Source organism: Mesorhizobium sp. L103C105A0, assembly GCF_000502215.1.
Classification (GTDB): Bacteria; Pseudomonadota; Alphaproteobacteria; order Rhizobiales; family Rhizobiaceae; genus Mesorhizobium.
The window spans coordinates 421,811-447,007 of sequence record NZ_AYXF01000003.1; the positions used below are offsets into that span (position 1 = coordinate 421,811).

General features: G+C 61.1%; 21 protein-coding genes and 2 pseudogenes. 11 read left to right on the plus strand and 12 right to left on the minus strand.

Going from position 1 to position 25,197, the window contains the following annotated elements:
• Positions 1-1,085: 1,085 nt before the first annotated feature.
• The 7 genes from X727_RS152100 (at position 1,086) to X727_RS152065 (ending at position 9,486) form a co-directional block, all read left to right on the plus strand.
• A complete protein-coding gene (locus X727_RS152100; protein WP_023834204.1) occupies positions 1,086-2,723 on the plus strand; it encodes a methyl-accepting chemotaxis protein in 1,638 nt (545 codons plus the stop codon).
• Between the two features lie 23 nt (positions 2,724-2,746).
• Positions 2,747-3,214, plus strand: a complete 468-nt coding sequence (locus tag X727_RS152095) for a chemotaxis protein CheW (RefSeq protein WP_023700505.1) — start codon at positions 2,747-2,749, stop codon at positions 3,212-3,214.
• Positions 3,211-4,452 carry a protein-glutamate O-methyltransferase CheR gene (locus tag X727_RS152090; RefSeq protein WP_023734098.1) on the plus strand — a complete coding sequence of 414 codons (1,242 nt, stop codon included), beginning with the start codon at positions 3,211-3,213 and terminating at the stop codon, positions 4,450-4,452. The genes X727_RS152095 and X727_RS152090 overlap by 4 nt, the downstream gene beginning before the upstream one ends.
• Entirely contained in the window at positions 4,452-5,156 is a 705-nt protein-coding gene (locus tag X727_RS1000000166390) for a chemotaxis protein CheW (RefSeq protein WP_081726107.1), read from the plus strand. The genes X727_RS152090 and X727_RS1000000166390 overlap by 1 nt, the downstream gene beginning before the upstream one ends.
• Positions 5,153-7,426, plus strand: a complete 2,274-nt coding sequence (locus X727_RS152075; RefSeq protein WP_023669442.1) for a hybrid sensor histidine kinase/response regulator — start codon at positions 5,153-5,155, stop codon at positions 7,424-7,426. Before X727_RS1000000166390 ends, X727_RS152075 begins: the two co-directional genes overlap by 4 nt.
• Positions 7,427-7,448: 22 nt before the next feature.
• On the plus strand, positions 7,449-8,468 hold the full coding sequence (locus X727_RS152070; protein WP_023682287.1) for a chemotaxis response regulator protein-glutamate methylesterase: 1,020 nt from the start codon (positions 7,449-7,451) through the stop codon (positions 8,466-8,468).
• A gap of 64 nt (positions 8,469-8,532) precedes the next feature.
• On the plus strand, positions 8,533-9,486 hold the full coding sequence (locus X727_RS152065; protein ID WP_023669440.1) for a PleD family two-component system response regulator: 954 nt from the start codon (positions 8,533-8,535) through the stop codon (positions 9,484-9,486).
• Between the two features lie 13 nt (positions 9,487-9,499).
• Here X727_RS152065 and X727_RS152060 read toward each other — a convergent pair whose 3' ends face one another.
• The 5 genes from X727_RS152060 to X727_RS152040 form a co-directional block, all read right to left on the minus strand.
• Positions 9,500-10,189: an aldolase gene (locus tag X727_RS152060; protein WP_023743581.1), complete on the minus strand. Its 690-nt coding sequence runs from the start codon at positions 10,187-10,189 to the stop codon at positions 9,500-9,502.
• The gene (locus X727_RS152055) at positions 10,182-11,354 is read right to left on the minus strand and encodes an alpha-hydroxy acid oxidase (protein ID WP_031204207.1); all 1,173 of its coding nucleotides are present in this window, start codon (positions 11,352-11,354) and stop codon (positions 10,182-10,184) included. The genes X727_RS152060 and X727_RS152055 overlap by 8 nt, the downstream gene beginning before the upstream one ends.
• A gap of 274 nt (positions 11,355-11,628) precedes the next feature.
• Positions 11,629-12,396, minus strand: coding sequence for an SMP-30/gluconolactonase/LRE family protein (locus X727_RS152050; RefSeq protein ID WP_023834206.1), 768 nt, complete (start codon positions 12,394-12,396; stop codon positions 11,629-11,631).
• Between the two features lie 645 nt (positions 12,397-13,041).
• On the minus strand, positions 13,042-13,446 hold the full coding sequence (locus X727_RS152045; protein ID WP_023682292.1) for an MAPEG family protein: 405 nt from the start codon (positions 13,444-13,446) through the stop codon (positions 13,042-13,044).
• A gap of 194 nt (positions 13,447-13,640) precedes the next feature.
• A complete protein-coding gene (locus X727_RS152040; RefSeq protein ID WP_023742812.1) occupies positions 13,641-14,573 on the minus strand; it encodes a LysR family transcriptional regulator in 933 nt (310 codons plus the stop codon).
• A 92-nt stretch (positions 14,574-14,665) separates the two neighbouring features.
• On the opposite strand from X727_RS152040, the gene X727_RS152035 reads away from it, so the two are divergent.
• On the plus strand, positions 14,666-15,679 hold the full coding sequence (locus X727_RS152035; protein WP_023743583.1) for an NADP-dependent oxidoreductase: 1,014 nt from the start codon (positions 14,666-14,668) through the stop codon (positions 15,677-15,679).
• Positions 15,680-15,740: 61 nt separating this feature from the next.
• Here X727_RS152035 and X727_RS152030 read toward each other — a convergent pair whose 3' ends face one another.
• The 6 genes and pseudogenes from X727_RS152030 to X727_RS01000000164690 all read right to left on the minus strand — a co-directional run bounded on the left by X727_RS152030 (position 15,741) and on the right by X727_RS01000000164690 (position 20,142).
• Positions 15,741-16,376: an SGNH/GDSL hydrolase family protein gene (locus X727_RS152030; protein WP_023743584.1), complete on the minus strand. Its 636-nt coding sequence runs from the start codon at positions 16,374-16,376 to the stop codon at positions 15,741-15,743.
• 130 nt (positions 16,377-16,506) lie between these two features.
• Positions 16,507-16,743: an alpha/beta hydrolase gene (locus X727_RS1000000169595; protein ID WP_348524527.1), complete on the minus strand. Its 237-nt coding sequence runs from the start codon at positions 16,741-16,743 to the stop codon at positions 16,507-16,509.
• A gap of 172 nt (positions 16,744-16,915) precedes the next feature.
• Positions 16,916-17,353, minus strand: a pseudogene (locus X727_RS1000000169600) (alpha/beta hydrolase); the annotation flags it as partial.
• Positions 17,354-17,584: 231 nt separating this feature from the next.
• Positions 17,585-18,514: a ribokinase gene (gene rbsK, locus X727_RS152025; RefSeq protein WP_023697413.1), complete on the minus strand. Its 930-nt coding sequence runs from the start codon at positions 18,512-18,514 to the stop codon at positions 17,585-17,587.
• A 4-nt stretch (positions 18,515-18,518) separates the two neighbouring features.
• Positions 18,519-18,971: an RbsD/FucU family protein gene (locus X727_RS152020; protein ID WP_023834209.1), complete on the minus strand. Its 453-nt coding sequence runs from the start codon at positions 18,969-18,971 to the stop codon at positions 18,519-18,521.
• Positions 18,972-19,013: 42 nt separating this feature from the next.
• Positions 19,014-20,142, minus strand: a pseudogene (locus tag X727_RS01000000164690) (ATP-binding cassette domain-containing protein).
• A gap of 272 nt (positions 20,143-20,414) precedes the next feature.
• Here X727_RS01000000164690 and X727_RS152015 point away from each other — a divergent pair.
• The 3 genes from X727_RS152015 (at position 20,415) to X727_RS152005 (ending at position 24,220) form a co-directional block, all read left to right on the plus strand.
• A complete protein-coding gene (locus X727_RS152015; protein ID WP_023669429.1) occupies positions 20,415-22,079 on the plus strand; it encodes a sugar ABC transporter substrate-binding protein in 1,665 nt (554 codons plus the stop codon).
• Between the two features lie 98 nt (positions 22,080-22,177).
• Complete coding sequence (locus X727_RS152010) at positions 22,178-23,293, plus strand: sugar ABC transporter permease (protein WP_023689462.1); 1,116 nt, start codon at positions 22,178-22,180, stop codon at positions 23,291-23,293.
• 9 nt (positions 23,294-23,302) lie between these two features.
• On the plus strand, positions 23,303-24,220 hold the full coding sequence (locus X727_RS152005) for a carbohydrate ABC transporter permease (RefSeq protein ID WP_023669427.1): 918 nt from the start codon (positions 23,303-23,305) through the stop codon (positions 24,218-24,220).
• 233 nt (positions 24,221-24,453) lie between these two features.
• Here the strand turns inward: X727_RS152005 and X727_RS152000 are convergent, their stop codons facing one another.
• Positions 24,454-25,197 carry a creatininase family protein gene (locus X727_RS152000; RefSeq protein ID WP_023689463.1) on the minus strand — a complete coding sequence of 248 codons (744 nt, stop codon included), beginning with the start codon at positions 25,195-25,197 and terminating at the stop codon, positions 24,454-24,456.

Genomic DNA, 25,197 nt, shown 5'->3' on the forward strand with positions numbered 1-25,197 from the left:
CAATCAGGTACGTTATGATCCCATAGCACCCCTTGTCAACGAGATCTAAGCATCCGGTGGCCGGGCCCTTAAAGCACTCCGTCGTTGTCGAGGCGTCCTTTGCGACGCCTTCAATGTCTTCACGAAGATTTCAGTAACTTGCGGGAGAGCGAGCACAATCTGCTCGGTGTTCCGATCGGGAACGGTCTTCGAACCCTGGGTCGGTGGTCAGTTTGAACCTGCGGTGTGGACCCCAGGAGTGCCACCGGGCCGTGTGCTGGCCGAGACCTACCCAACCGCCTGCTTATGAGCTGGGACATGAGCCCTCGATGGCAAGTAGACCTCGACCTGAGCAAGATCAGCGAATGGAAGCGGGTTCACAGCCGAGGCGGAAAACGCGAACTCTCGCTGCTGGACCCCTTTGGCAATACGCCTGCTCCATCTCGTAATCTTTTTCCCCGCCGCAATGTCGCAAAGGAAGGGATTGTCGGGTTAGTCCCCTCTACGCTCCAGAGCGCTCGTCACGTTGTGCTCATCCTTGTGCGGTTGGCGGCCGCCGCTTGAGGATGCGCATTTGAAACTGTCTCAAGATCATTTTAGTCCTGAGGGGCCTCAGGCGGGGGCGCTTGCCATTTAGTTATCGTCACCTGCGCATGTCGAACCCGTACTCGGCGCCAATCTACGCGCTGGCCAGTTTGCGACATGTGGTTTCGGCGATCCGCTTTCAGTGCGACGGTCATGCTGGACGGCTGATATGAGGCGCGTTCCCGCCTGGCAGCTTAGGGGCAGCAAGCAGGACGTCGGCTTTCTTGCCTCGACCTGGCCTAAGCAGTCATTCAATTCGTGGCCTCAAGCAGCTCATCCACGCTCCTCCTGACGCGGCGTGCCATCCAGCCGATCTCGGGCTGATGTGCGTGGACGGCAGTCGTCCTTTGACCACCGCTTCTGGCGGCGCCGATTGGCGAGCCGCCTCGCCATCATTAGCTATGGAACGGAAAAGAAACCATTCAGCATCAGACTACCGCTTTTCGACGCACCTTTTCGAATATGTCGGAACGAGCGCTTGTCGCGCAGCCCACGATGCCCCCCATTGGTGAACCGGTTCCATGAAGAGTCTGACAATACGCCACCGCATCCTCGTCAGTTTCGCAGCCGTTCTGGTGGTCATGTCCGTGATAGCCCTCATCGCGTACGCCTGGTTTCTTCAGGCGGGGGAGGAGGCGACTGAGGTCGAGAGGGGCATCCTTCCGGACCTTTATCAAAGTACCGAGATCATGACGGGCCAGATGGCGGCCCATAGTCTGCTTCAGGAATATGCCCTTCAGGACAACCCGTCAGACAGAAGCACGGTTGAAAACGCGATCACGACCAATCGCAACCAGGTGCAGCGGTCGATGGACGACTATGAGGCAACGATCGTCTCCGATATCGACAAGCAGAATTATGCAGCCGTCAAACAACTCGCCAACCAATTCCGTCTGGCTGAAACTGCTGTGCTGGAAACAAGCCGGGCTGCCTTGTCGAAAGGTGAAACTCCCAATGAAAGCCCAGCTATCAAGAACGAAGTAGAGCCGATCTTTGTAAAATTGCAGTCCGCTCTGCAGGCCATGGTTGAGGATCACAGAGGCGAGGCAAACAGCGCGACGCAGCGGATCAGCTCTATCGTCAGAACGGCCGAAGTCGGTTTGAGCGTTGGCTTGTTGATAGCCCTCGGGCTAGCCCTTCTTTTGGGTTACCAGCTGTTTCGCGCCATTACAGGTCCGCTCACCCGTTTGGTCGACGCGGTTCAATTGATGCGGCAAGGCGACTTCAGCGAACGGCTCGATCTGAGGCGCCGAGACGAATTCAGCGTGCTTGCCGACGGCTTCAACGCAATGGCGGACGATCTCACAACCCTCATTGGTCAGGTTCAAAGGTCCAGCATACAGGTCGGCACGTCGATAACTGAGATCGCCGCCACCTCCAAGCAACAGCAGGCAACTGCGACTGAAATCGCAGCGACCACAACAGAAATCCGAGCGACAGCCAAGGAAATCTCCGCCACATCAAACGAACTGGTCCGCACGATGAACGAGGTCTCCACAGTTGCCGAACAAACCGCTGCCGTGGCTGGCGGGGGGCAAGCGGGGCTGACCCGTATGGAAGAAACCATGCAGCAGGTCATGGAAGCGGCTGGCGCGATCAATTCCAAACTGGCGATCCTGAGCGAGAAAGCCGGCAGCATCAATCAGGTGGTGACGACCATCACCAAAGTGGCCGATCAGACGAACCTGTTGTCGCTCAACGCTTCCATCGAGGCGGAGAAGGCAGGCCAATATGGCCGGGGTTTTGCAGTGGTGGCGACGGAAATCCGAAGGCTCGCGGACCAGACAGCTGTCTCCACCTACGATATCGAGCAAATGGTCAAGGACATCCAGTCGGCAGTCGCGGCCGGGGTGATGGGCATGGACAAGTTTTCCGAGCAGGTCCGTCGGGGTATGCAGGACATCCAGCAGGTCGGCGGGCAACTCTTCGAGATCATTCAGCAGGTTCAGGGGCTGGTGCCACGTTTCGAAACCGCCAATGAAGGCATGCAAGCACAGGCGACCGGCGCGGGTCAGATCAGCGACACGCTAACCCAGCTAAGCGAGGCAGCTCAGCAAACAGTCGAGTCCCTTCAGCAATCGACGCTCGCGATCGACGAGCTCAATCAAGTCTCAGGCGGCATGCGAAGTAGCATATCGAGGTTCAAGCTACGAGCATAGCGAGCCGGCAGTAGGAGGTGACAATGCTATTCCTCGCCTTCAGCATGGGTCCGGATCGCTACTTGATCGATGTCCACAAAATTGAAGAGGTGCTGCCCTATATCGACGTGAAAGTTCTTCCGGGTGCGCCAACTGGTGTGGTGGGTTTGGTCAGCTATAACGGAATACCCATCCCCCTGATCGATGTCACCCTTCTTGCGCTTGGCCGACCATCGGAGCGCCTGTTGAGCACCCGGATCGTTGTGACGCGCTATCCGGCGGATGATGGCGAGCGACGCCTGCTGGGGCTGATCGCGGAACGGGTGACGGATACGATCGAGCGAGACCCGGCCGATTTCGCGCCGTTCGGACTGGAACCAGGAACCCCGCCCTATCTTGGGCCGGTGGCTTCCGATGGTTTGGAGATCATTCAGTGGGTCAAAGTGGAAGCGCTGCTTTCGGAAGAGATTCGTACCGCTTTGCTCCGCCAGGCGGCAATTGGTGATCAATGACCGGAGCAATAGAAAAGCTCCTGACGGAAACCATTGGACTGGACAGTGCCAGCGTTGGTCCGACAGTGGTTCGTCAGGCGGTCAGAGAACGGATGGAAGCATGCCGGATAACCAACCCTCAGGCCTATAGGCAACACTTGGCCGGTTCCTCGCAGGAGCTGCAGGAGCTGATCAATGCGGTGGTGATCCCAGAGACCTGGTTCTTTCGCGACCGAGAAGCGTTCACGATGCTGGCGCGGCATGCGCGCGCGCACAAGCCTGCTCAGCCGATAAGAATCCTGAGCCTGCCATGTTCAACCGGCGAAGAGGCTTACTCGGTCGCCATGGCCATGTTCGATGCCGGCTTTGAGGCACATGAGTTCAAGATCGATGGCGTGGACGTCAGCAGCCGCAATATCGCGACGGCTGAACACGCCATCTATGGCCGCAATTCGTTTCGCGGCAGCCATTTAGAATTCAAGGATCGCTATTTCGAAGCGGCCGAGGGCGGGTTGCGGCCTGTTGCTGGGGTGCTGAAACAGGTTCGGTTCATGGTAGGAAACTTGTTCGGTTCTCACGCGCCTTTCGGGCAAGAGGTCTATGACATCCTGCTTTGCCGCAATTTGCTGATCTATTTCAATCGAGAGCTGCAGGATCGCGCATTGATCTGCCTGAAGGACCTGCTGGCCAAAGACGGACTTCTTCTGGTCGGTCCGGCGGAAGCAGCTCTTCCAAGGGTGCATGGCTTTCTTTCCGCTGAATGGCCATTGGCCTTCGCCTTTCTGAAATCGGAGCCCGTCAAGACCACGGCGCCGAAGGTTTCGGCCGCCGTCCCGGTGCGGACGCCAAGCCCTAAGGTCAACAAGAGCGAGCCTCTTCGTCCGTTCCGACCGACAATTGGCAATGAAGGCCGCGGGCAGGCTCCGGCCAAGCCGCTTGCACGCGCCTCGGAAAGCCTCATCGCGGTTGAACGGATCGCCAATGCAGGACGCGTAAAGGAGGCACAGGAGGTCGCCCTGGCGCATCTCAGGGAGTTCGGTCCTTCCGCAGAAATCTTCTACCTGCTGGGCCTCGTCCAGGATGCGGATGGTTCTGCACCCGAAGCCGCGCAAAGTTATCGCAAGGCGCTCTATCTCGCGCCAAATCATCGAGAAGCTCTTGTCCATCTGGCCTTGCTGCTTAGCAAGCAAGGCGACCATAACGGCGCCGAGGCGCTGGCCGGCCGGCTGGGTCGGGTCCAGAAAAGGAGCGGCAGTTGATGGCGGCTTCGACAAGGATCGCTCAGCCGGTGGAGCAGATCGAAATCAACGACTGCTGGCGGCAAATAGGCGTACGGGGTGACAAGTCATGTCCGCTACTAGAGCAGCATCTCCACTGCCGCAATTGCCCGACCTACAAGAAGATCGCACGACGCCTCCTCGACCGTGCAGCTCCCTCGGCATCTCGCGACGAATGGCCTGACAACGCTGGTCGTGCAGCGATCGATTCGGCAGACAACGACGCGCTGCAGACGGCCGTTCTCTTCCGTTTGGGGGAGGAATGGCTGGCACTTCCAGTCGGTATTTTTCATGAAGTGGCTGAATCTCGTCGCGTTCATTCACTTCCACATCGCAGGAACAGTGCACTGCTCGGCATTGCGAATGTCCGTGGTGAATTGCTCATTTGCCTTTCCCTGGCCGAATTGCTCGGGATAGACGAGCGCAAGGAAGGGGAACAAGGCACACGAACCAAGGTATTTCGCCGCCTTGTCGTGGTAGGCGAGCGCGACAAGCGGGTTGCTTTTATGGTTGATGAGATCCACGGCTTACATCGGTACCAGGAACGCGACACTCTCGCTGTTCCGGCCATGATTGGCAAGGCACTGTCGGCCGCTACGGTTGCCGTGCTGCCATGGCAAGGACGAGCCGTTGGCTGTCTCGATCCACGACAACTGCTCACGATGCTGGATCGGAGCATCGCTTGACAGATGAAGACTTCAGCCAGGTTTCGATGCTCAGCCTCTTCCAGGCCGAACTGGAGACGCAGTCACGGGCTCTAACCTCTGGACTTCTGGCACTCGAACGCGATCCTATCGCCGCCGACGCCCTGGAAGCATGCATGCGTGCCGCGCATTCTCTGAAAGGAGCTGCCCGCATCATCGACCTGATGCCCGCAGTCAAAGTTGCAAATGCGATGGAAGACTGCCTGGTCGCAGCGCAACGCGGGCATCTGAGGGTGCGACGGGAGCATATAGATGCGCTTCTGCAAGGTTCTGACCTTTTGAAATTGATCGCATCGGGATCATCGAGCGAGAGCGCCAACTCAGAAGTCGAAACCTTTCTCGCGAAGTTCGAGGGGTTGTCCCTCCCCCAGGCAAAGCCCGGGCCCCAAGATTCTGCAGCTGATTTCGCAACTCCAGATCACGCCCAGGAGCAACTGGCGACGACCTCTTCAGCGAACCTCCTCGTTGGGGCGGTACCGCAAGCCCACGGCAGCATCGGCTCTGATAGAATGGTTCGGGTGACGGCAGACAGCCTGAACCGATTGCTCGGGCTGGCTGGCGAGTCGCTGATGGAAGCTCGGCGGCTCAGGCCATTCGCTGACGGGCTGCTACGGCTGAAGCGACTTCAATCGGACCTCGCAAGTGCGTTCGACAATCTTCATGCAGTGCTGCCGCCGGTTTCAAACGATGCGGCGGTGGTGGAGGCGCTGGCTGAAGCGCAGCGAAAGCTTCGGTTGAGCCAAGCGTTCCTGGCGCAGCGTTTCGATGAGTTGGATTCAGTGGATCGGAAAGCGACCGATCTTGCCAACAGATTGTACGACGAAACGTTGGCGAGCCGGATGCGGCCTTTTGAGGACGGCGTGCGACACTATGCGAGAATGATCCGCGACCTCGGTCGTACCCTTGGCAAGCGGGTGCGACTGGAGATCGTAGGCGGCTCGACCGGCATCGACCGCGATATCCTCGAGCAGCTCGATGCCCCTTTGGGGCACCTTCTGCGCAACGCTGTAGACCATGGGCTTGAACCGCCTGAGGAGCGCCTCGCGATGGGCAAACCCGAAGAGGGGCTCATCAGGCTCGAAGCGAGGCACAATGCCGGGCTGCTGCAGATAGCCGTGGTGGACGACGGCAGGGGGATAGAGCTCTCGAAGCTGCGCGAGACCGTCGTCGCCCGGCAACTTGCAACCAGGGAAAGTGCTGAAACACTCAGCGAAAGCGAATTGCTCGCATTTCTGTTTCTGCCAGGCTTTTCCATGAAAGCGGGCCTTACCGACGTCTCAGGTCGCGGTGTGGGGCTCGATGCAGTGCAAGCCATGACGAAGGAAGTCCGGGGAGTCGCAAGCGTCTCCTCAGAATTTGGCCACGGAACCCGATTTCAACTGCAATTGCCGCTGACATTGTCGGTCCTGCGCACGCTGCTCGTCGATGTCGATGGAGAGCCCTATGCTTTTCCACTCGCTGCCATTTCCAAGACTTTGAAACTGCAGCGGACGGAGATCAACGTCCTGCAGGGCCGGCCGCATTTTCGATTGAACGATCGACAGATCGGGCTGGTCACCGCTCGCGAGGTGCTCGATCGAGGTGAGCCCGGATCGGAACCGAACGAACTATCGGTCGTCGTCGTGGATGCGGGTCGGGGCGATGCGTACGGCCTGATCGTTGACCGTTTTCTCGGGGAACGCGAGTTAGTGATCAGACCTCTCGATCCACGGTTTGCCAAGATCAAGGACATCAGCGCAGCGGCCCTGATGGAAGACGGTTCGCCTGTTCTGATCTTCGACGTCGACGATCTGATCCGATCGGTGGAAAAGCTTGCATCGTCCAGCGGATTTCGAGCTCTTCGGCGCGCCGCGGGCGGTCCCGAAGCGAGCAGGCGCAAGCGCGTGCTCGTGATTGACGATTCACTGACGGTTCGCGAACTCCAGCGCAAGATGCTCGGCAATTACGGTTATGAGGTCGAAGTGGCGGTAGACGGCATGGACGGGTGGAATGCCGTCCGGTCTGGTCCTTTCGATCTCGTCGTCACCGACATCGACATGCCTCGCATGGATGGCATCGAGCTGGTGAGTTTGATCAGAAAGGACGCTGATCTCAAGAACACACCCATTATGATCGTTTCATACAAGGATCGGGAAGAAGATCGCGCGCGCGGGCTCGACGCAGGTGCGGACTATTATCTGACCAAGAGTAGTTTTCAGGACGAGGCGCTGATCCATGCCGTCGTGGACATGATTGGCGAGGCGGCTGAATGAGATCGAGATTGGAAGCCAGCGAATGAGAATCGGCGTAGTTAACGACATGCCGATGGCGGTTGAACTTCTGCGTCGACTGGTTCTGTTGACCGGCGAACATCAGGTCGCGTGGATCGCGACTAATGGGCGTGAGGCGGTCGAGGTCTGCAGACGTGATCTGCCGGATCTGATACTCATGGATCTAGCGATGCCAGAGATGGACGGCGTGGAAGCGACCCGCAGAATCATGGCGGAAACCCCGTGCTCAATCTTGCTGGTGACCGCCAGTATCGAAGCCAACCTCGCCGGCGTCTACGAAGCAATGGGTCATGGCGCGCTTGACGCAGTCGATATTCCGTCAGTGGGCATCGAAGGCAACGCGTCCTCGCAATCCGCCCGGCTTTTGACGAACAAGATACGAACGATAGGCAAGTTGATCGGCGACGCGCCTACCCAGGCAAAAAGGCGGATGTCACGTGCGGCTGAGCCGTCAACTCGACACGTGATAGCAATCGGCGCCTCTGCGGGCGGGCCGGCTGCCGTTGCCGCAGTCCTGAGCGCGTTTCCCGTTGATTTTCGCGGCGCGATTGTGCTCGTCCAGCATCTCGATGCTCAGTTCGTTCCAGGCCTTGTTGATTGGCTAGGGCAGCATACGCGTCTCCCGATCCGTCCCGCGGGGGAAAGGGATAGTCCACAAGCGGGCACCGTTCTCGTTGCCAGTTCTGCGGATCATCTGGTTTTCAAGTCAGCTCAGCAACTTGGCTATACGCCCAGCCCCAAGGACAATGTTTATCGGCCGTCGGTAGATGTGTTCTTCGAAAGTGCGGCGCAATGGTGGCCTGGCTCGGTGATTGGTGTTCTGCTCACAGGCATGGGCAGGGATGGTGCGCGCGGGCTGAGACAGCTCCGTGACAAGGGACATCTCACAATCGCGCAGGATAGAGCAACAAGTGCCGTCTATGGCATGCCGAAGGCCGCCGCCGACATCGGCGCGGCTGTTGATATTCTTCCTTTGGGTGCGATCGGCTCACGTATAATCGAAGCCTGCGAGCGCTCCACGTGAAAGGCCCCTTCCGATGACGCAAGAACCAGAGTTGGTCCCGCCACTCGCAGATAACTATTCATCCATGGTTCTGCTCATCGATGATCAGATCATGGTTTGCGAGGCGGTCAGGCGCGCTCTAGCCAACGAGCCCGATATTTCCTTGCACTTCTGCACCGACCCGTTGAGAGCGATGACGGTCGCGGATGAGGTAAAGCCAACCGTCATCCTGCAGGATCTCGTCATGCCCGGGGTGGATGGGCTACATCTGGTGCGAGAATACAGGAAGCATGCGTCGACACGCGCGGTTCCAGTCATTGTGCTGTCGAGCAAGGAAGATCCAGCCACCAAGGGCGAAGCCTTCGCTGCGGGCGCGAACGACTATCTCGTCAAACTGCCGGATCGTATCGAGTTGATTGCACGCATTCGATATCACACGCGGGCCTATCTGGATCACGTCCAGCGAGACTCGGCACACCGAGCGCTGAGGGAAAGCCAGCGACAGCTGATCAGTGCAAATCTAGAGCTTGAACGTCTGACGCGGATCGATGGCCTGACAGGTCTCGGTAACAGGCGCTATTTTGACGAATATCTGGCGGCTGAATGGAAACGCGCTTTTCGCGCACAGTCCCCACTGTCGCTGTTGATGATCGATGCCGATAACTTCAAACGATACAACGATACCTATGGCCATATGGCCGGCGACGATGTGCTGAAGCAAATCGCCCGCGTAATCCAGAGCGGTTCGGGCCGCTCCACCGATCTCGCTGCGCGGTACGGAGGCGAAGAGTTCGTCATCGTGCTGGTCGACACCATACTGGAACAATCCAGTGCGATCGCCGAGCGGCTCGTCCAGAGCGTGCGAGAGTTGAACATACCCCACGGCCCGGATCGCGTGACCATCAGCGTCGGCGTCGCAACAGCGGTGCCCACCGAGAACGAGACGCCAAACGATTTCGTCAATGCCGCCGATTTGGCTCTGTTTCGTGCCAAATCGGAAGGACGAAATCGTGTTGCGCTTCATATGTCCCGCAGCTAGAGAAGCTCACATCTCAGTCAACGAAGCGCGCCCTGTTCGATTTGAGGACGACCTTGGCGAAGTCGGGCATCTCGAGACCTTGCCGCACCAGGCCATCAAGAGTTTTCTCAGCCGCCCTGATGGCGGAGAGTCGGGCCAGCACAGTCTCAGCCTCCAGGCGAGGCACCACGGCGACACCGTCGCGGTCGCCGACCAGTATGTCTCCCGGCGAGATAGTCACTCCTCCCAGCACCACCGGGAATCCGACCGTGCCTGGACCATTTCGCGCAGGCGAATTCGCAATGACCCCGGCACAGTAAACCGGCAACCCGACCGCCTCGATCCCGACAACGTCGCGCACCAGGCCGTCAGTGATGAAGCCGGCGACCCCCTTGTTGCGCGCCATGCCGAGCACGAGATCGCCAGTTACCGCGGTACCGGCAAAGCTGTCGGTGGCCGCGACGATGACATCGCCACTTGCTGCGGCATCCAGTGCTCCAAACAGGGCGAGGTTGTCGGCGGGACCGCAGTGACAGGTCACGGCGACGCCGACCATCGTCGCAGTAGCTGGCGACAGTGGCTTGATCGCATAATGCAAGGCGCCGCGTCCCCCCATCGCGTCTACGACCTGGCTAACCGGCACGTCCGCAAAAGCACTGATGATTTCTGCTGCGGGCCGTTCGAAACGGCGCTTGATGGTGAGCAGTGGTGGGTCTTCAATCATGTAGCGGCCCCATTCCCTGAACGAACGAAATACAGTCCGGCCCGAGGTCGCGCAGGCTCCGCGCGCCCATCAGTCCCATGACGCGGTCGATCTCCTTGCGGTAGAGTTCGAGCACGTGGCGTACCCCCTCCTCGCCGGAGACCGCGAGCCCCCACAACTGCGGCCGCCCGATCAGACAGCACGAGGCGCCGAGCGCCAGGGCCTTGACGACGTCAGAGCCTCGCCTGATGCCGCCGTCGATAAGCACTGGTACGCGGCCGGCGACAGCCGCGACAACCGCCGTCAACGCGTCCAGGGATGCGGCGGCGCCGTCAAGCTGACGTCCCCCATGATTGGATACGATGATGCCGTCGATTCCTCGGGCTACAGCCTCGGCGGCTTCGCTGGGATGCAGGACGCCTTTCAGCAACAACGGTCCGGACCAGACAGTGCGCAGCCAGTCGACATCGGCCCAGGAGAGTCCGGGATCGAGCATTGCGGCCATTCGGCCCGCCAATGCACCGACCGTCGCCGTATCTCCGGGGCGCGCGTAGTTGCCGAAAGTCAGTTTCGGGAGTCGGGTGCGCATACGAAGAAGCCACGCCGCCTTGGTGGCGGCCGCGAGGGTTCCGGCCACACCGAAGCGCGGCGGGATGGCAAAACCGTTGCGGATGTCGCGTTCACGGTTGCCAAGCATCTGGTTATCAATGGTGAGCACCAGCGCGTCGTAGCTTGAGGCACGCGCCCGATCCACCATTTCTCGGGTGAAGCCGCGATCGGTATAGACGAACACCTGCATCCACCGTGGGCTACTTCCGGTGGCTGCTATATCCTCCAGCGTGCAGACCGATCCGTGGCTGGCGCAGTAGAATGTCCCTGCGGCCGCTGCGGCTCGGGCGGCTGCGCGCTCGCCGTCGGGCCAGAACAGCCCAGCCAGGCCGGTTGGCGCGATGCCCAGCGGGATGGCAAGTTTCGCGCCGAAGAGGTCAAGGGAAAGGTCTCGCGTCGTTGCACCGTTGAGTGGTCGCGGCAGAATGGCAACCTCGTTAAAAGCTTGCTCGTTCCGGCGCAGCGTTCGCTCATCCTCGGCACCGCCATCGGCGAAGTCGAACACCGGGCGTGGCAAAGTCCGCCGCGCGGCGACGCGGACCGCGGCCACGCTGTACAGGCACTTCAACGCCGCCATCGAAGCAGACGATGCCGCACCGCCGGCACCGCGGTCATCGCCTGTGTTTGAGGCGGACGAGGAGCTACTCACGGTTGCTTTCCGCCGATGCGACCATGATGCGTCGGTCCACCGCCTCCCGGAACACGCACGCAGGAGAGTGTTCCCTCAAAGGAGGGATCGCTGCCGGTCGCCAGCACGCCGGCATTTGTCACCCAAAGCATCTCGCCCGAGAAGACGCAGTTGGTCGTTGCCTTGCCGCAGACGAAGAAACCCTCCGCTGTGCCGTTGGGCTTCAGAACGTGAATNAGTTGGTCGTTGCCTTGCCGCAGACGAAGAAACCCTCCGCTGTGCCGTTGGGCTTCAGAACGTGAATGCCGTTGGCGGCAATATCCGTGACATAAAGGCGGCCATCGGCTCCGACCTTCAGCCCGTCCGGGATCGGATTGGCCCCAGGCAGGCGGCCCAGGTCTTCGACGGAACCATCCGGACGCTGCCGCTTGACGCGCCCCGTATAGGACTCCCCCCAAATGATCGAGCCGTCGGCTTCGATCGCCACACCATTGGGGAAGGTCGGCTTGTCGAAACCGAGAGCAAGGTAAGCACTGCCATCGGGGTTGACGGCAAAAATGTAGCTTGGGTCCGGATTCCCCGGGTTGTATGTGCCGGGATCGCTGAAGATGAGCCGGCCGTCAGCAGCAAATACAAGATCGTTTGGCCCATTGAGCCGAATGCCCGCGACTTCGCTCAGCAGGATTTCCGGCTTTCCGCCTTCGGCAACCCGCTGGATCGATGGCGTCGTCATGTCCGCAGCCCGCCAAGGTCCGGTCGTGCCGCCGTTCTGGCAGACATAGAGCAGGTCATCCGATCCGAGAACGCAGGCGTTGGGCGCTCCGGCAACATACGCGAACTGGCGAGCACTTCCGTCGCGATCTATGGCCGTCAGCTGGCTGCGATAGCTTTCGACGATGACAATTCGGCCATCGGGCAGCACCGTCGGGCCCTCGGGCCAGCCAAGGCCGGTCGCGACAACCTCGACGGCCAGCTTTTCAACCTCGTTCATCGTGCGACCCCCAGAACGGCAGCCTAACAAGATTTGTCGGGTATAATCCAGCCTGGCGGTCTCCGGACCCGGCGACTCAAAGATAGCTTGGCTGACGTGCGCGTTGCTGGGCCCCCCCTAGGCCGCCCCCCCACCCCGGCGCCGGTGAACCCCGACGGGCGGAGGCCTGGCTACAGCGCGAGCCGATCGGTGTCTACATAGCTCGGTAGCACTGGCTTGCTCCTCCAGGTTGGGTGGCAGGATTAGGTGCTGCTGAGGCCAGCGTGCCAGGAACAAGTGCAGGTGGAGAAGGTTGAATCTCAGTTCCTCTCCCTCTAACACTCACAAAGTCCAACAATTCTCTGCTCCGCTGCCAGGCGCTCTTGAGCCGAGCGTTTGCAGGGCGTGCGTGTGGCCAAAAGCTGGGGAGCGCCGCAGCGCCCAGGCGTGCAAATTGCTCTCTGAACGCCGATCCTTCTCCGAAGCTGGGGAGTAGCCCCAAAATCCAACAGCAATATCATGCCTCAACGGCGGTTTTGCCACTGCCAGTTTTGCGGTTCGCTCGCCTGTCAAAAGGGACAGTCTTTCGGGTCACGATCCGGAGTGGGTTTGCCAAGGCTCCCGGAATCGAGGTGGCCCACTTTTGCGTCGGGGCTCCGCCACTCTTCAGATCAACAGCAACCAGCACCAATACGCACCAATCACCATTTGCACAGCGAACGCGGTGAACCTGAGACTGACCGCGAGTTGGCTGGTTGAGACGAGGTGGATCACCGACTGCACTATACGTGCGCCTAACATCGTGGAGGCCAAGGGATCCGTGACATCTGTCTTTGAAATGATGATCGCGACTCCGAGCAGACCTCCGAAGATTGGAAGCCCTTCAATGCAGTTGGCGTGGGCACGGGCTAACCTCCGCATAAACGGGGAGAGGGCTCCGTTATCTGGCGTAAAGCCGTTTGCCGGGACTTGCCCAGAGATCACCAGGTAGCTCCGGATAACTTCCATCACGATCAGCAGGGCCAGCGCCCACGAGATGAAGCCAGTCAATGCGTAAGCACTCGCCGACATGTGCCCTCCCCGTTGCTAGCAATCTAGGTCGTTGTAGCCGATCAACTAGTCTAATGCTATTCGACGAGGAGGGGCGGCCTGTAGTGGGGCCGAAACGGAATAGCAGCTTTTGGACGTTGTGCCCGGAATAGCTGCCGTTCAGCCAATCAGCAGGATTGACCGCTTTCGCCCGTTAGCGACCCTTCCGCGCCAGATCAGTCGATGCTTGAAGCTGCCATTCGCAGAGTGAAAGCGGCGTCGAGCATGGTCAGAAAGGCGCGCACGGCGGGGTTGGCGCGTCGGCTTGCCGGCCAGAGCACGGTGACATTGTTTCGCTCGACCGCGAACGTGGACAGCACTGGGACCAGTTCGCCGCGCTTCACATAGGGAGCCGCCATGAAGGAGGCGCCTATGCCTATCCCACCGCCGGCTGCCAGCATGATGAGCACGGCATCGCTGGCATCGGCGACCACACCGGAATTGGGCACGATCTCGATTTCACGGTCGCCAATCCGGAAGGGCCAGCGAAAGGCCTGGCCTGTGCTCTGATATCGAAGGTTGACGGTGTCGTGCCCTTCCAGGTGATCGGGATGGGTCGGTGTGCCGCGTTCCTCGAGATAGGCTGGCGAGGCGAAGCAGCAAAGCCGATGGGGTGCGATCTTGCGTGATAGTAGCCGGGTGTCAGCCAGATCACCGATGCGTATGGCGACATCGATCCCTTCCTCGATCATGTCCACCATCTGGTCACCCAGCCTGAGATCGACGATCAGGTTCGGATGGAGCCGACGGAAAGCCGGTAAAGCCGGAGCGATCAGATGCAGTCCGATCGGCAGCGACGCGGCCACGCGCAACGTGCCCGATGGTTCGGAGCGCGCGGTCATTGCCGCCTGCTCTATTTCCTCCGCCTCGCGTAGCAGACGCAGCGCGCGCTCATGCAGGTCGCGCCCTTCGGGCGTGAAGGTGAGCGAGCGCGTTGTACGGGTAAACAGCGACACTCCTAAATGCCGCTCGAGCCGCTGGACGCTCTTGCTGACCGCCGACGGGGAAATCGACAGCGCGCGCGCCGCTGCCGTGTAGCTGCCCAGCGATCCCGCACGCGCGAAGGCGATGATGCCAGTGAGCCGATCCAAAGTGATATGTTCCGCCATGGCATTACTTAACCGCCATCGGCACCGATTATCAACCGGCGGTCATGCCGCTAGATTCGCTCCAATGACATGGATGAGCGGAGATTTCACCAATGAGCGATAAGATGAAGGCAGTCCGTCTGCACGCATTCGGTGGTCCCGAGATGCTGGTGTACGAAGACGCTCCTAGGCCGGGTGTGAAGCCCGGCGAGGTGCTTGTCCGAGCCCAGGCGGCCGGGCTTAATCCGCCCGACTGGTATCTGCGGGATGGCTATCGCGCACTGCCGCCAGAATGGCGACCCAACGCGTCCTTCCCACTGATTCTCGGCACGGACGTGTCGGGCGTCATTGAAGCGGTTGGCGCTGACGTCGCTGAGTTCAGCATCGGTGACGAGGTCTACGCAATGGTTCGCTTCCCCGATAACTTGATGACGGGTAGCAATGCCTACGCGCATTATGTCAGTGTGCCGGCATCGCATGTTGCGTTGAAACCAGCCGGCATCGACCATATTCATGCGGCTGGTGCGCCGATGTCGCTTCTGACGGCATGGCAGTTCTTGATCGAACTTGGCCACGACGAGCCGAATCCGTTCCAGCCCTTACCGCATGAGCCGGTGCCCCTCGACGGCAAGACGGTGCTCATCAATGGTGCCGGAGGCGGTGTCGGGCATCTGGCCGTCCAGTTGGCGAAATGGCGGGGCGCGCGCGTCATCGCGGTGACATCGGCCAAGAACGAGGCGCTGATGCGCGATCTCGGCGTGGATCAATTCATCGACTACAAGACAACCGCGGCGGAAGATGTCGTCCGAGACGTCGACCTTGTCCTCGACGCGGTGGGCGGCGCGGACATGGAGCGCTTCTTCCATGTTCTGAAGCCGGGCGGCGCGCTGTTCCTGGTCAACCCACTGGGCTTCGCTGGTCACGAAGAGACAGAGAGGCTGGGGATCACGGTCTCATCCACACAGGTTCGATCCAATGGCGCGCAGTTGGCAAAAGCCGCCCGCCTGCTCGACGACGGCCTTGTGCGTGTCGTCATCGACAGCACATTCCCGCTGGCCGAGGCATCGCGCGCACATGAGCGCGCCGCCGACGGCAGTATTCAAGGCAAGATCGTGCTGGCCGTCTGAATTGTTGCTTTCAGTCCGACCGACCATCGGGAGTGCAGACGATCGGGCGGGATTACGCCGTTTAGCCGACGAAGACCAACGACCGACGTCCGGCTGAATCGTGCTCGACTACAAGTGCCGCGATGGCTGCCGCGATCTTCGCGCCACCTTGCACTGACGGTTCGATAGGATTGGCGAAGTCCGCGTCCTCATTCGATACCAAGCGCAGGTCGACGAGCGGCAAACCGCGCGAGAACGCCGCCCGGGTGATGACGTCGTTGAGGACCGTCAGGGCAGTTGCGGCAAGTCTACGACGCTGTGAGTCGGGAAAGCGCGCCTCGTAGATCGTGCAGACAGCGGTGGGTAGGTTTTGGCCCAGCGCCCCCTCGAGCATCGTACAGTAGTCGTGCTCGAATTCCTCCCGGATATCGCTGATCCTGTCCAGAACCTCGGCCACCGAACAGGCCCCCTGCTCCAGAATCCCTGCATGACGAAGAGCATCATTGCCACCGACGCTGACGACAAGATGGCTAGCATCCTGGGGGAGCCGTTCAAGCTGCCGCTCGACGCCGCTTGTGATGGCGCCGTCGACGGCGTTTAGCGTTGCACGCCACCCCTCCGGCAACCGCTCCCGCAGCTGCCGCACTACGTCGGACCCGTGCGCGACATAGGCAGCGTTGTCAAAGATCGAATCCCCGAGAAGGACGACGTGTGGCATCGGATGCTCCGTTGAGGCCTCTGCCAATGCTGCATCAGCAGAGGAGGTAAGGTGGTGGGTTGTGACCGCGGCAGCGAGCACGGTCAGGAGATCACGGCGAGTCAGGCCACCTGCAGAACGGAGCGGCATCTCAGCCGTCCAGGAACGCCAGAAGCGCGGCATTCACCGCGCTGGCCTCTTCGCGCTGTACCCAATGCGTCGGCTTCTCGAACGTCTGCAGGCCCCGATCGTTGCAAAGGGCCAGACTGCGCTCGGCCAGGCCATATTCCAGAGCTTGGTCCTGCATCCCCCACAGTACAAGGGTCGGTGTCGTGATCCGCTGCTTCAGGCCTGGGCGGAAGCGCAGCGCCCGATACCAGTTGAGCATGCCGGTCAGCGCCCCCCGGCCGTTCCCAGGCCTGCCGATACTCTGCGATTTCCTCCGCCGTGAAGGCATCTGTTCGGCTGGATTTGATGAGCGCCCGTGCCAGCAGAGCCGAGTGCCCTGCTCCCAGAACAGCCTCCGGCAGCAAGGGGAACTGGAAGAAGGCGGCATAGCTGCTCCGCAGGAACTGGGTCGGAGATCGCAAGGAATGGGCAAGCAGCACCTCGGGATGGGGCGCGTTCAGGATGACGAGCCTTTCCAGGCGGTGCGGCAGCTTTGCGCCTGCGGCCCAGGCGACGATACCGCCCCAGTCATGACCGACGAGGTGAAACCTTCCGATGCCGAGCGCGTCGGCGATGGCAACGACATCGCCGACGAGCTTGGGGAGCGTGTATTCACGGATGGCTTTCGGCTTGTCACTGGTGTCGTAGCCCCTCTGGTCGGGAACGATGACCCGGAATCCGGCGGAAGCGAGCGCATCGATCTGCCGTCTCCAGCCGATCCAGAAGTCGCCGGGAGCAGTCAGTCCCGGTCCAGCCGCTAGGCTGGCAGCAGCGGAGGCGTCGATCAAAGTGAATACCTCGCGGAGTTGACGAGGAGTTCTGATAGGCAAGTTTCAATTTCGCGCTTTTTCCCGCAAATTCGAGAGCGTAAGGAATTGAAACCATTCGTTGATTAATCAGGGGTTTTCGCCGGCCTGTCACGCCGGAGGTCGCGGGTTCGAGCCCCGTCACTCGCGCCATTTCTCCTCAGGAGAAATGTGGCATAATCGTCTAGAATCATGATCTTGCATGAGGCAATTCAGATCCGGTCGGATCTGAATTCGATCTCTCCCGCAACGACGTCACCCCTTGGCCAGCAGCGCCTCGACCTCATGCAGCGTCGGCATGGATGGCGCCGTACCCGGCCGCGTCACCGAAATGCCGGCGACGGCGCAGGCGAAGCGGACGGCTTGCAGCGGCTCCACGCCTTTGGCGAGTGCGGCGGCCAGGCCGCCATTGAAGGCATCGCCCGCACCGGTGGTTTCGACCACCGGGCCGGCATTGACCACCGGGACATGGTCGGACCGAGCGGCCGTGTGCAGCAGCGCGCCTTTTTCGCCGAGCGTGATGATGACCGAGCCGACGCCTTTTTTGAGCAGGCTGTCGGCGGCGCGGCGAGCGTCGTCGATCGAAGAAACCTTGATGCCGGTCAGTTCCTCGGCCTCGGTTTCGTTGGGGGTCACATAGTCGCACAGCGTGTAGATGCGGTCCGGCAGCTTGGCCGCGGGCGCCGGATTGAGAATGGTGGTCACCCCTGCCCCGCGCGCGATCTCGAGTGCGCGCAGTGCCGCGTCGATCGGCTGTTCGAGCTGGGTGACGAAGACGCCGGCTCCACGGATCAGGCCGGCATTGGCCTCGATGTCTTCAGACGAGATCAGCATCGCCGCACCCGGGCTGACGATGATGGCGTTGTTGCCGGTCGTCTCCTCGATGAAGATATAGGCCGCGCCGGTATAGCTTTGCGGCGTGTCGATGACGGCGGATTTCACGCCCGCCTCTGCCCAGGTCGCCTTGGCCATGTCGGCGAAAGCATCGACGCCAAGCCGGGTCAGGAAAGTGATGTCGGCGCCGAGCTTGCCTGCCGCCACCGCCTGGTTCGAGCCCTTGCCGCCAGGTCCCAGCTTGAAGGAATTACCAAGAATGGTTTCACCCATGCGCGGCTGTCGATCGGCGCGGTAGGCGGTGTCGGCGACGAAAACGCCCAGAATGACGACAGGTTTGCCCGACGCCATGGCCCTACTCGGCGTCCGGCGGCACGACGCCCTTGCGAAAGGCGAAGCAGCCATAGAAGCGGCGTTCGCCGGTCTGGATGACGCAATAGGCTTTCTTGGCGCGCTCGTAGAAGGCATAGCGCTCGACCGAGATCATCGGCCAGGCCTTGCCTTCCGCCTTGTCGATCTCCTTCTGCACCTCTTTTTGCACCGGCGGAATCTCGTCCGGCTTGCCGACAATCTCCATGCGCGCGGCCGCGTCGTCGACGAAAGTGTCGAGCGGATAGAGCGACAGCACCGCCTTGGCGACATCGGCCGCCGGCGCATCGATGCGCAGCAGCTTGCCGAGCACGGTCTGGCGCGCCACCGAATCGGCGGGGAAATTGGTGTCGGCGATGATCAGATCGTCGCCGTGTCCCATTGCCCTGAGCGCTTGGAGCACATCGGCATTGAGCAATGGGTTGATCCCTTTGAGCATGGCAGTCCTCGTCAAACAGGTTTGGTCAAAGTCGATTGGAAATCAGAGCCGGTTGCCGGTCTCGGCGTCGAAGAGATGGACCTGGTCGAGGCGCGGCTTGAGATTGAGCGTGTCGCCGGGTTTGAAGTCGTGGCGCTCGCGAAACAGCGCCACCATCTCGCCGTCGCCGAAGCGCACGAAGACCAGCGTTTCGGAACCCGTGGGTTCGACCACCGAGATTTTTGCCGGCACGCCGTCGGGATGGATTTCGAGATGCTCGGGCCGCACGCCATAGACCACGGCCTGGCCCTCCTTGGCGGCGCTGCCGGCCGCGACCGGGAACAGCGTGCCTGCAATCTCGACCTTGTCGCCCTTGCGCACCACGCCTTTGAGCAGGTTCATCGACGGCGAGCCGATGAAGCCGGCGACAAACAGATTGGCCGGCCGGTCGAACAATTCCAATGGCGCGCCGACCTGCTCGATACGGCCATCGCGCATGACGACGATCTTGTCGGCCATGGTCATGGCCTCGATTTGGTCGTGGGTGACGTAGATGGTGGTGGTCTTCAGCCGCTGGTGCAGTTCCTTGATCTCGGTGCGCATTTGCACGCGCAGCTTGGCGTCGAGATTGGAGAGCGGCTCGTCGAACAGGAAGACTTGCGGATTGCGCACGATGGCGCGGCCCATGGCGACGCGCTGGCGCTGGCCGCCGGATAGCTGGCGCGGATAACGTTTCAGGTACGGATTGAGGTCGAGAATGTCGGCGGCGCGCTTGACCCGCTCGGCGACCACGGCTGGATCGGTCTTGCGCAGCTTCAGCGCAAACGCCATGTTCTGCTCCACCGTCTTGTGCGGATAGAGCGCGTAGTTCTGGAACACCATGGCGATGNTTCAGCGCAAACGCCATGTTCTGCTCCACCGTCTTGTGCGGATAGAGCGCGTAGTTCTGGAACACCATGGCGATGTCGCGCTTGGCCGGCGGCAGATTGTTGACGATGCGCTCGCCAATGGCGATCGTGCCGCCGGAGACGGTCTCCAGCCCGGCCACCATCCTGAGCAGCGTGGACTTGCCGCAGCCCGACGGGCCGACCAACACCACGAACTGGCCATCGGCGATATCGACGCTGACCTCGTGCAGGACCTTGACGGTTCCGAACGCCTTGGCCACATTGCTGATCGCGACTTGAGCCATCGTCCCCCCTTTTCTCGCGGTGAAGCTAGCCATTGCCAACGGCAAGGGCAAGTCGGTATGTTATCGATAAAAAGCCATTCGTGTTGACAAGGTAATCGATTACGCAAATATTAGCTGTTGCCAATCCGGCAGTCGGATTTTTATCCGAAAATCGGAGCTCCAGGCGACGCAGGGTGGGGTCCCACGTCCCCGTATGATAAAGGAGAACCGCCGACGTTCGGCGTCGGAGGGATTGGCATTTTAATTCACGACTGTTGTTCTGGGAGGAATAGATGAGAGTCGGTCTGTACGAAAAACTCGTCCGCGCGGGTGCCACCCGGCGTGACATACTCAAAGGCGCGGCCTCGATGGCCGCGATCGCCGCCGCATCGGGCGCTGGGCTCGGCGCTTTCACCCGCCCGGCTGAAGCCGCCAGCGAGCTACGCTCCAAAATTCTGCAGATCCCCGGCGTCGGCAAGGGTCAGCCGACGGATGCCGATTTCCAGAAGGTCGGCGAACTCTGCCTGGAAGCCACCAAGGCCAACGTCAAGGAAGGCGAATTCGCCGGCGTCGAGCTCACCTTCATGGGCCTCAACAACCAGAACCTGCACAATGTGCTGTTCCGCGGCTTCCTGAAGCCGTGGGAGGCCTATACCGGCGCCAAGATCAGCTGGATCGACCTGGCGCAGGCCGACTACAATGCCCGCCTGCAGCAGTCGATCGCCACCGGCACCGTCGACTTCGACATCATCGAGATGGGCGCGCCCTTCGAAGGCGATGTCTGCGGCAAGGGCCTGACGTCCGAGATGCCCGACTGGGTCAAAGAGCAGATCGACATGAAGGATGTCGTGGCCTATCTGCAGCCGCCGGTCGGCACCTGGGACGGCAAGCAGTACCGGATCACCGTCGATGGCGATGCGCACAACTTCAATTACCGCACCGACGTTTTTGCCGATGCCGACCTCGCCAAGGCGTGGAAGGACGGCGGCGCGGCCACCGAATGGGGTGTGCCGAAGACCTGGCAGGAAGTCCAGGCCGTCACAAAATTCCTCAAGGGCAAGAAGTTCAAGGACCAGGACGTCTTCGGCTATCTCGATGCGCCCAAGGCCTGGGGCGGTTTCGGCTTCTACTTCCTCGGCAGCCGCGCCACCGCCTATGCCAAGCATCCCGACGACAAGGCCTGGCTGTTCGATGCCGACACGATGAAGCCGCGCATCAACAATCCGGCCTGGGTGCGCGCCATCCAGGACGTCATCGACGCGCTGCCGTCGGAGCCCGCCGACCAGATCAACGCCGACCCGAACACGACAGCCTTCCAGCAGTTCCTGGCCGGCACCGGTTCGATGGTCACCTGGTGGGGCGACGTCGGCTCCAACGTCAAGACCAATGATAGCTCGGTCATCGGCGACGTCACCGGCTTCTCGATCCTGCCGGGGTCCGACGACGTCTACAATGCCAAGACCGGCGCTTGGGACAAACTCGCCAGCGGCCCGAACTATGCGCCGAACTGCGCCTATCTCGGCTGGGGCGTCTACGTCATGGCCCGCGTCGATACTGACGAAAAGAAGAAAAAAGCGGCATGGTCGGCCGCCGCTCATCTCGGCGGCAAGGACCTGTCGATCTGGACGGCGATGTATCCGTCCGGCTTCCAGCCCTACCGCAACTCGCATTTCGACATTCCCGAATGGGTGGCGGCAGGCTACGACGAGGCGTTCATCACCTCGTATCTGAAGTCGGAAGCCGACAGCTACAACCATCCGAACGCGGCGATCGAGCCGCGCATCCCCGGCATCTTCCAGTATTATTCGGCTGCCGAGGACATTCTGGCCAACACATTCGCCGGCAAGATGAAGGCGCAGGAAGGCGCCGACGCCATTGCCGCGGCCTGGGAGAAGCTGACCGACCAGATCGGCCGCGAAAACCAGATCAAGCTCTACAAGGCCTCGCTCGGCGTGTAGGCTGATCCTATCGTGACAACAGGTCCGGCGGTGCAAGCCGCCGGACCTGACCGGCTCGGGCCGGTCGCAGGCTTGATTTTTTAAACGGACGGGGACGCGTGGCAGACCAGACCACCAATGCATGGCCGGCCAACGCCGGCCCAGCCGATCTGATCTCGCCGGCCCGCAAGCGGGCGGGTTTTGCCCTGATGGCGGCCGCCACGCTTGGCCTGCTGGCGGTGATCGCGTTTGAGATCCTCTACAAGAACGAGATCACCACGCTCGGCTTCGAGACCTGGCGTCCGATCGTCTACGCCTATGTTCTGTGGGGCGTGGCGCTCGGCATCGGCCAGGTGCTGACGCGCGGCGAGGACGGCCAGCGCGCGCTGTTCCTGCTGCCGGCGCTGCTGTTCACCATCGCCATGGTGATCTTCCCGACGCTGTTCGGCTTCTATATCGCGCTGACCGACTGGAACCTGTCGTCCTTTTCCGGCCGCAAGTTCAACGGGCTCGACAATTTCTGGCAGATGCTGGCCGATCCCTACTACCGCAACGCGCTGTTCAACATGGTGCTTTATGTGCTCGCCGTGCTGGTTGAGTATGTGATTGCCTTCGGCCTGGCGCTGCTGCTCAACGCGCAGATCCGGGCGCGCAAATTCTTCCGAGTCGTCTTCCTGATGCCGCTGATGCTGTCGCCGGTCGCGGTATCCTGGATGATCGGCAAATCGCTGATGGAGTACCGTTTCGGGCCGGCGGCGACGCTGGCGCGCCATCTCGGCTGGGAGAACCCCGCCTTCTTCTCCAACCCGATCACCGCCCGCATCTCGATCATGGTGCTCGACGCCTGGACCTTCATCCCGTTCATGATGATCATGCTGCTTGCCGGCCTGCAGGCGATGTCGCGCGACGTGCTGGAAGCGGCGCGCGTCGATGGCGCCACGCCCTGGCAGACTTTCTGGCAGGTCACCTTCCCGCTGATGCTGCCGGTGTCGGTCACGGCGGTGATCCTGCGCATCATCTTCAAGTTGAAGCTCGCCGACATCATCATCACCGTGACCTCCGGCGGGCCTGGCGGCGCCACCGATTCGGTGTCGAGCTTCATCTACCGCGAATACCGCGACCGCTCGAATGTCGGCTACGGCACCATGCTGGCGATGGCCTATCTCGTCATCATCGTCGTGTTCGTGACCTGGCTGTTGAAATTCGCCAATCGCTTCGTGCGCAACGTGAACTGACGAGGCACAATGAGCGTCCAGACCACCGACTATGCTGCCTCGGAAATCCGCTCACCGCTGGGTTTTCTGGCCAATCGCATCTTCATCTATGGCGCGCTGGCGTTCTGGGCCTTCATCTGCCTGTTCCCGATCTACTGGACCATCACCACCTCGTTCAAGACCGCGGTCGACGTCACGCAAGGACACCTCATCCCGTTCGTCGACTTCCAGCCGGACTGGAAGGGCTGGCGCTCGCTCGGCCTGTCGCCGGATTCGATCTTCCAGACCTCGACGGTGCGCGAGGAGTTTTTCAAGCGCTTCATGAATTCGGTCATCACCTCGGTCGGCGCGTCGAGCCTCGCCATCGTCATCGGCAGCCTCGCCGCCTATGGGCTGACCCGCTACCGCTATCAGTTCGCCTGGTTCAAGAACGAGGACATCTCCTTCTTCTTCCTGTCGCAGCTGATCCTGCCGCCGGTAGTGCTGGCCCTGCCCTTCCTGGTGCTCTACCGGGAAGTCGGTCTGCTCGACACACGCATCGGCCTGATCCTGCTCTACACGCTGATGGTGCTGCCGATCGTCATCTGGATCATGCGCGACCAGTTCAACTCGATCCCGGTCGAGCTCGAGGAGGCAGCGCTGGTCGACGGCCTCTCGATCTGGGGCGCTTTTTTCCGCATCGTCATGCCGATTGCGCTGCCGGGCATGGTCGCCGCTTTCATCCTGGCGATGGTGCTGTGCTGGAACGAGTATTTTTTCGCCGCGCTGCTGACCTCGACCGACGCCAAGACCATCCCGGTCATGGTGGCGAGCCAGACCGGCTCGCAAGGCATCAACTGGTGGTCGATGGCGGCGCTTGCCACCGCCGCGATCGCACCGCTGGCGGTCATCGGGATTGCGCTTGAGCGGTATCTGATCATGGGCATGACGGCGGGCGCGGTGAAGTAGGGCGAGAGGCGGCGTGCCCCTCTACTGTTGACCTCGGCGGGACAGCACCCCCCCTCTGGCCTGCCGGCCATCTCCCCCGCAAGGAGGGAGATCGGCAGCTTTGGCTGCATCGCTTTTCTTGCGACGTAGGTGATTGGCGAAAGCGGAAATGACATCTGATCTCCCCCCTTGCGGGGGAGATGTCCGGCAGGACAGAGGGGGTGTGAAGAATCGCTACAGAGCGACTTTGTCTGCTAGCGCCCCAATATCGCCCTCAGGTGATCCATGATCATCGCGACGCCCTTCTGCCCTAGCTCCGCCGAGGCCTCCGGCGCACTGGCCGTATACCACGCGGTATTCTCGCCAAAACGCCCGGCATCGACCGCTTCCGGACACAGTGCCAGCATCAATGATGTCTCGCCAACACCGGCGTGATCGAACGGATACTTCCCGTTCATGGCAGCCGACATTAGCGGGTGCACCTGCACCCAGTTGAAGAAATTCTCGCCGGCGGCGTGCCCGGCATAATAATCGGCCATCTCGTCTGAGCCCCACCAGCCCTCGCCGCGCTGCTTCTCGAGGAAGCGGAAAATCGCCTGGCGGCCGGCGGCCTTGAAGGCGAGATCGGTCGGCATGCCGGCGGCAAAGTTCTCGGTCTGGTGGTGGATGATGGCGTTGATGTTACGAAAGCCGATGCGCAGCAGGCTGTAGAACAATTCTTCGGCGAACGGCGCCAGCTGGTTGCCGCCGACCTGCACCGAGCCGTTGCCTTCAGGTGCTGCCACCACATAGCTCGCCGCACCGTAGTAGAAAGCCGGCAGGATGACGATGTCGGCCTCCTTCTCGTAGAGCTCCAGCGTCTTGACGACGGCCAGCGTGTCCATGCCGACGGCCATGTGCTCGCCGTGATATTCGAGCACGCCGAGCGGGAGAGCGACCGGCCAGTTCTCGGCGATCGCCTTGCGGATCTGGTGCGGCAACATCAGTTCGTAGCGCAT

Bases quoted from the DNA above. Each gene is read 5' to 3' on its own strand.
- X727_RS152070 (WP_023682287.1), top strand. From the start codon at position 7,449: ATGAGAATCGGCGTAGTTAACGACATGCCGATGGCGGTTGAACTTCTG.
- rbsK (WP_023697413.1), bottom strand. From the start codon at position 18,514: ATGGCGTCGGGCAAACCTGTCGTCATTCTGGGCGTTTTCGTCGCCGAC.
- X727_RS152005 (WP_023669427.1), top strand. From the start codon at position 23,303: ATGAGCGTCCAGACCACCGACTATGCTGCCTCGGAAATCCGCTCACCG.
- X727_RS152040 (WP_023742812.1), bottom strand. From the start codon at position 14,573: ATGGCGGAACATATCACTTTGGATCGGCTCACTGGCATCATCGCCTTC.
- X727_RS152000 (WP_023689463.1), bottom strand. From the start codon at position 25,197: ATGCGCTACGAACTGATGTTGCCGCACCAGATCCGCAAGGCGATCGCC.
- X727_RS1000000166390 (WP_081726107.1), top strand. From the start codon at position 4,452: ATGGCGGCTTCGACAAGGATCGCTCAGCCGGTGGAGCAGATCGAAATC.
- X727_RS152065 (WP_023669440.1), top strand. From the start codon at position 8,533: ATGGTTCTGCTCATCGATGATCAGATCATGGTTTGCGAGGCGGTCAGG.
- X727_RS152020 (WP_023834209.1), bottom strand. From the start codon at position 18,971: ATGCTCAAAGGGATCAACCCATTGCTCAATGCCGATGTGCTCCAAGCG.
- X727_RS1000000169595 (WP_348524527.1), bottom strand. From the start codon at position 16,743: ATGCTCAACTGGTATCGGGCGCTGCGCTTCCGCCCAGGCCTGAAGCAG.
- X727_RS152035 (WP_023743583.1), top strand. From the start codon at position 14,666: ATGAGCGATAAGATGAAGGCAGTCCGTCTGCACGCATTCGGTGGTCCC.
- X727_RS152095 (WP_023700505.1), top strand. From the start codon at position 2,747: ATGCTATTCCTCGCCTTCAGCATGGGTCCGGATCGCTACTTGATCGAT.
- X727_RS152045 (WP_023682292.1), bottom strand. From the start codon at position 13,446: ATGTCGGCGAGTGCTTACGCATTGACTGGCTTCATCTCGTGGGCGCTG.
- X727_RS152100 (WP_023834204.1), top strand. From the start codon at position 1,086: ATGAAGAGTCTGACAATACGCCACCGCATCCTCGTCAGTTTCGCAGCC.
- X727_RS152060 (WP_023743581.1), bottom strand. From the start codon at position 10,189: ATGATTGAAGACCCACCACTGCTCACCATCAAGCGCCGTTTCGAACGG.
- X727_RS152090 (WP_023734098.1), top strand. From the start codon at position 3,211: ATGACCGGAGCAATAGAAAAGCTCCTGACGGAAACCATTGGACTGGAC.
- X727_RS152015 (WP_023669429.1), top strand. From the start codon at position 20,415: ATGAGAGTCGGTCTGTACGAAAAACTCGTCCGCGCGGGTGCCACCCGG.
- X727_RS152055 (WP_031204207.1), bottom strand. From the start codon at position 11,354: ATGGCGGCGTTGAAGTGCCTGTACAGCGTGGCCGCGGTCCGCGTCGCC.
- X727_RS152030 (WP_023743584.1), bottom strand. From the start codon at position 16,376: ATGCCACACGTCGTCCTTCTCGGGGATTCGATCTTTGACAACGCTGCC.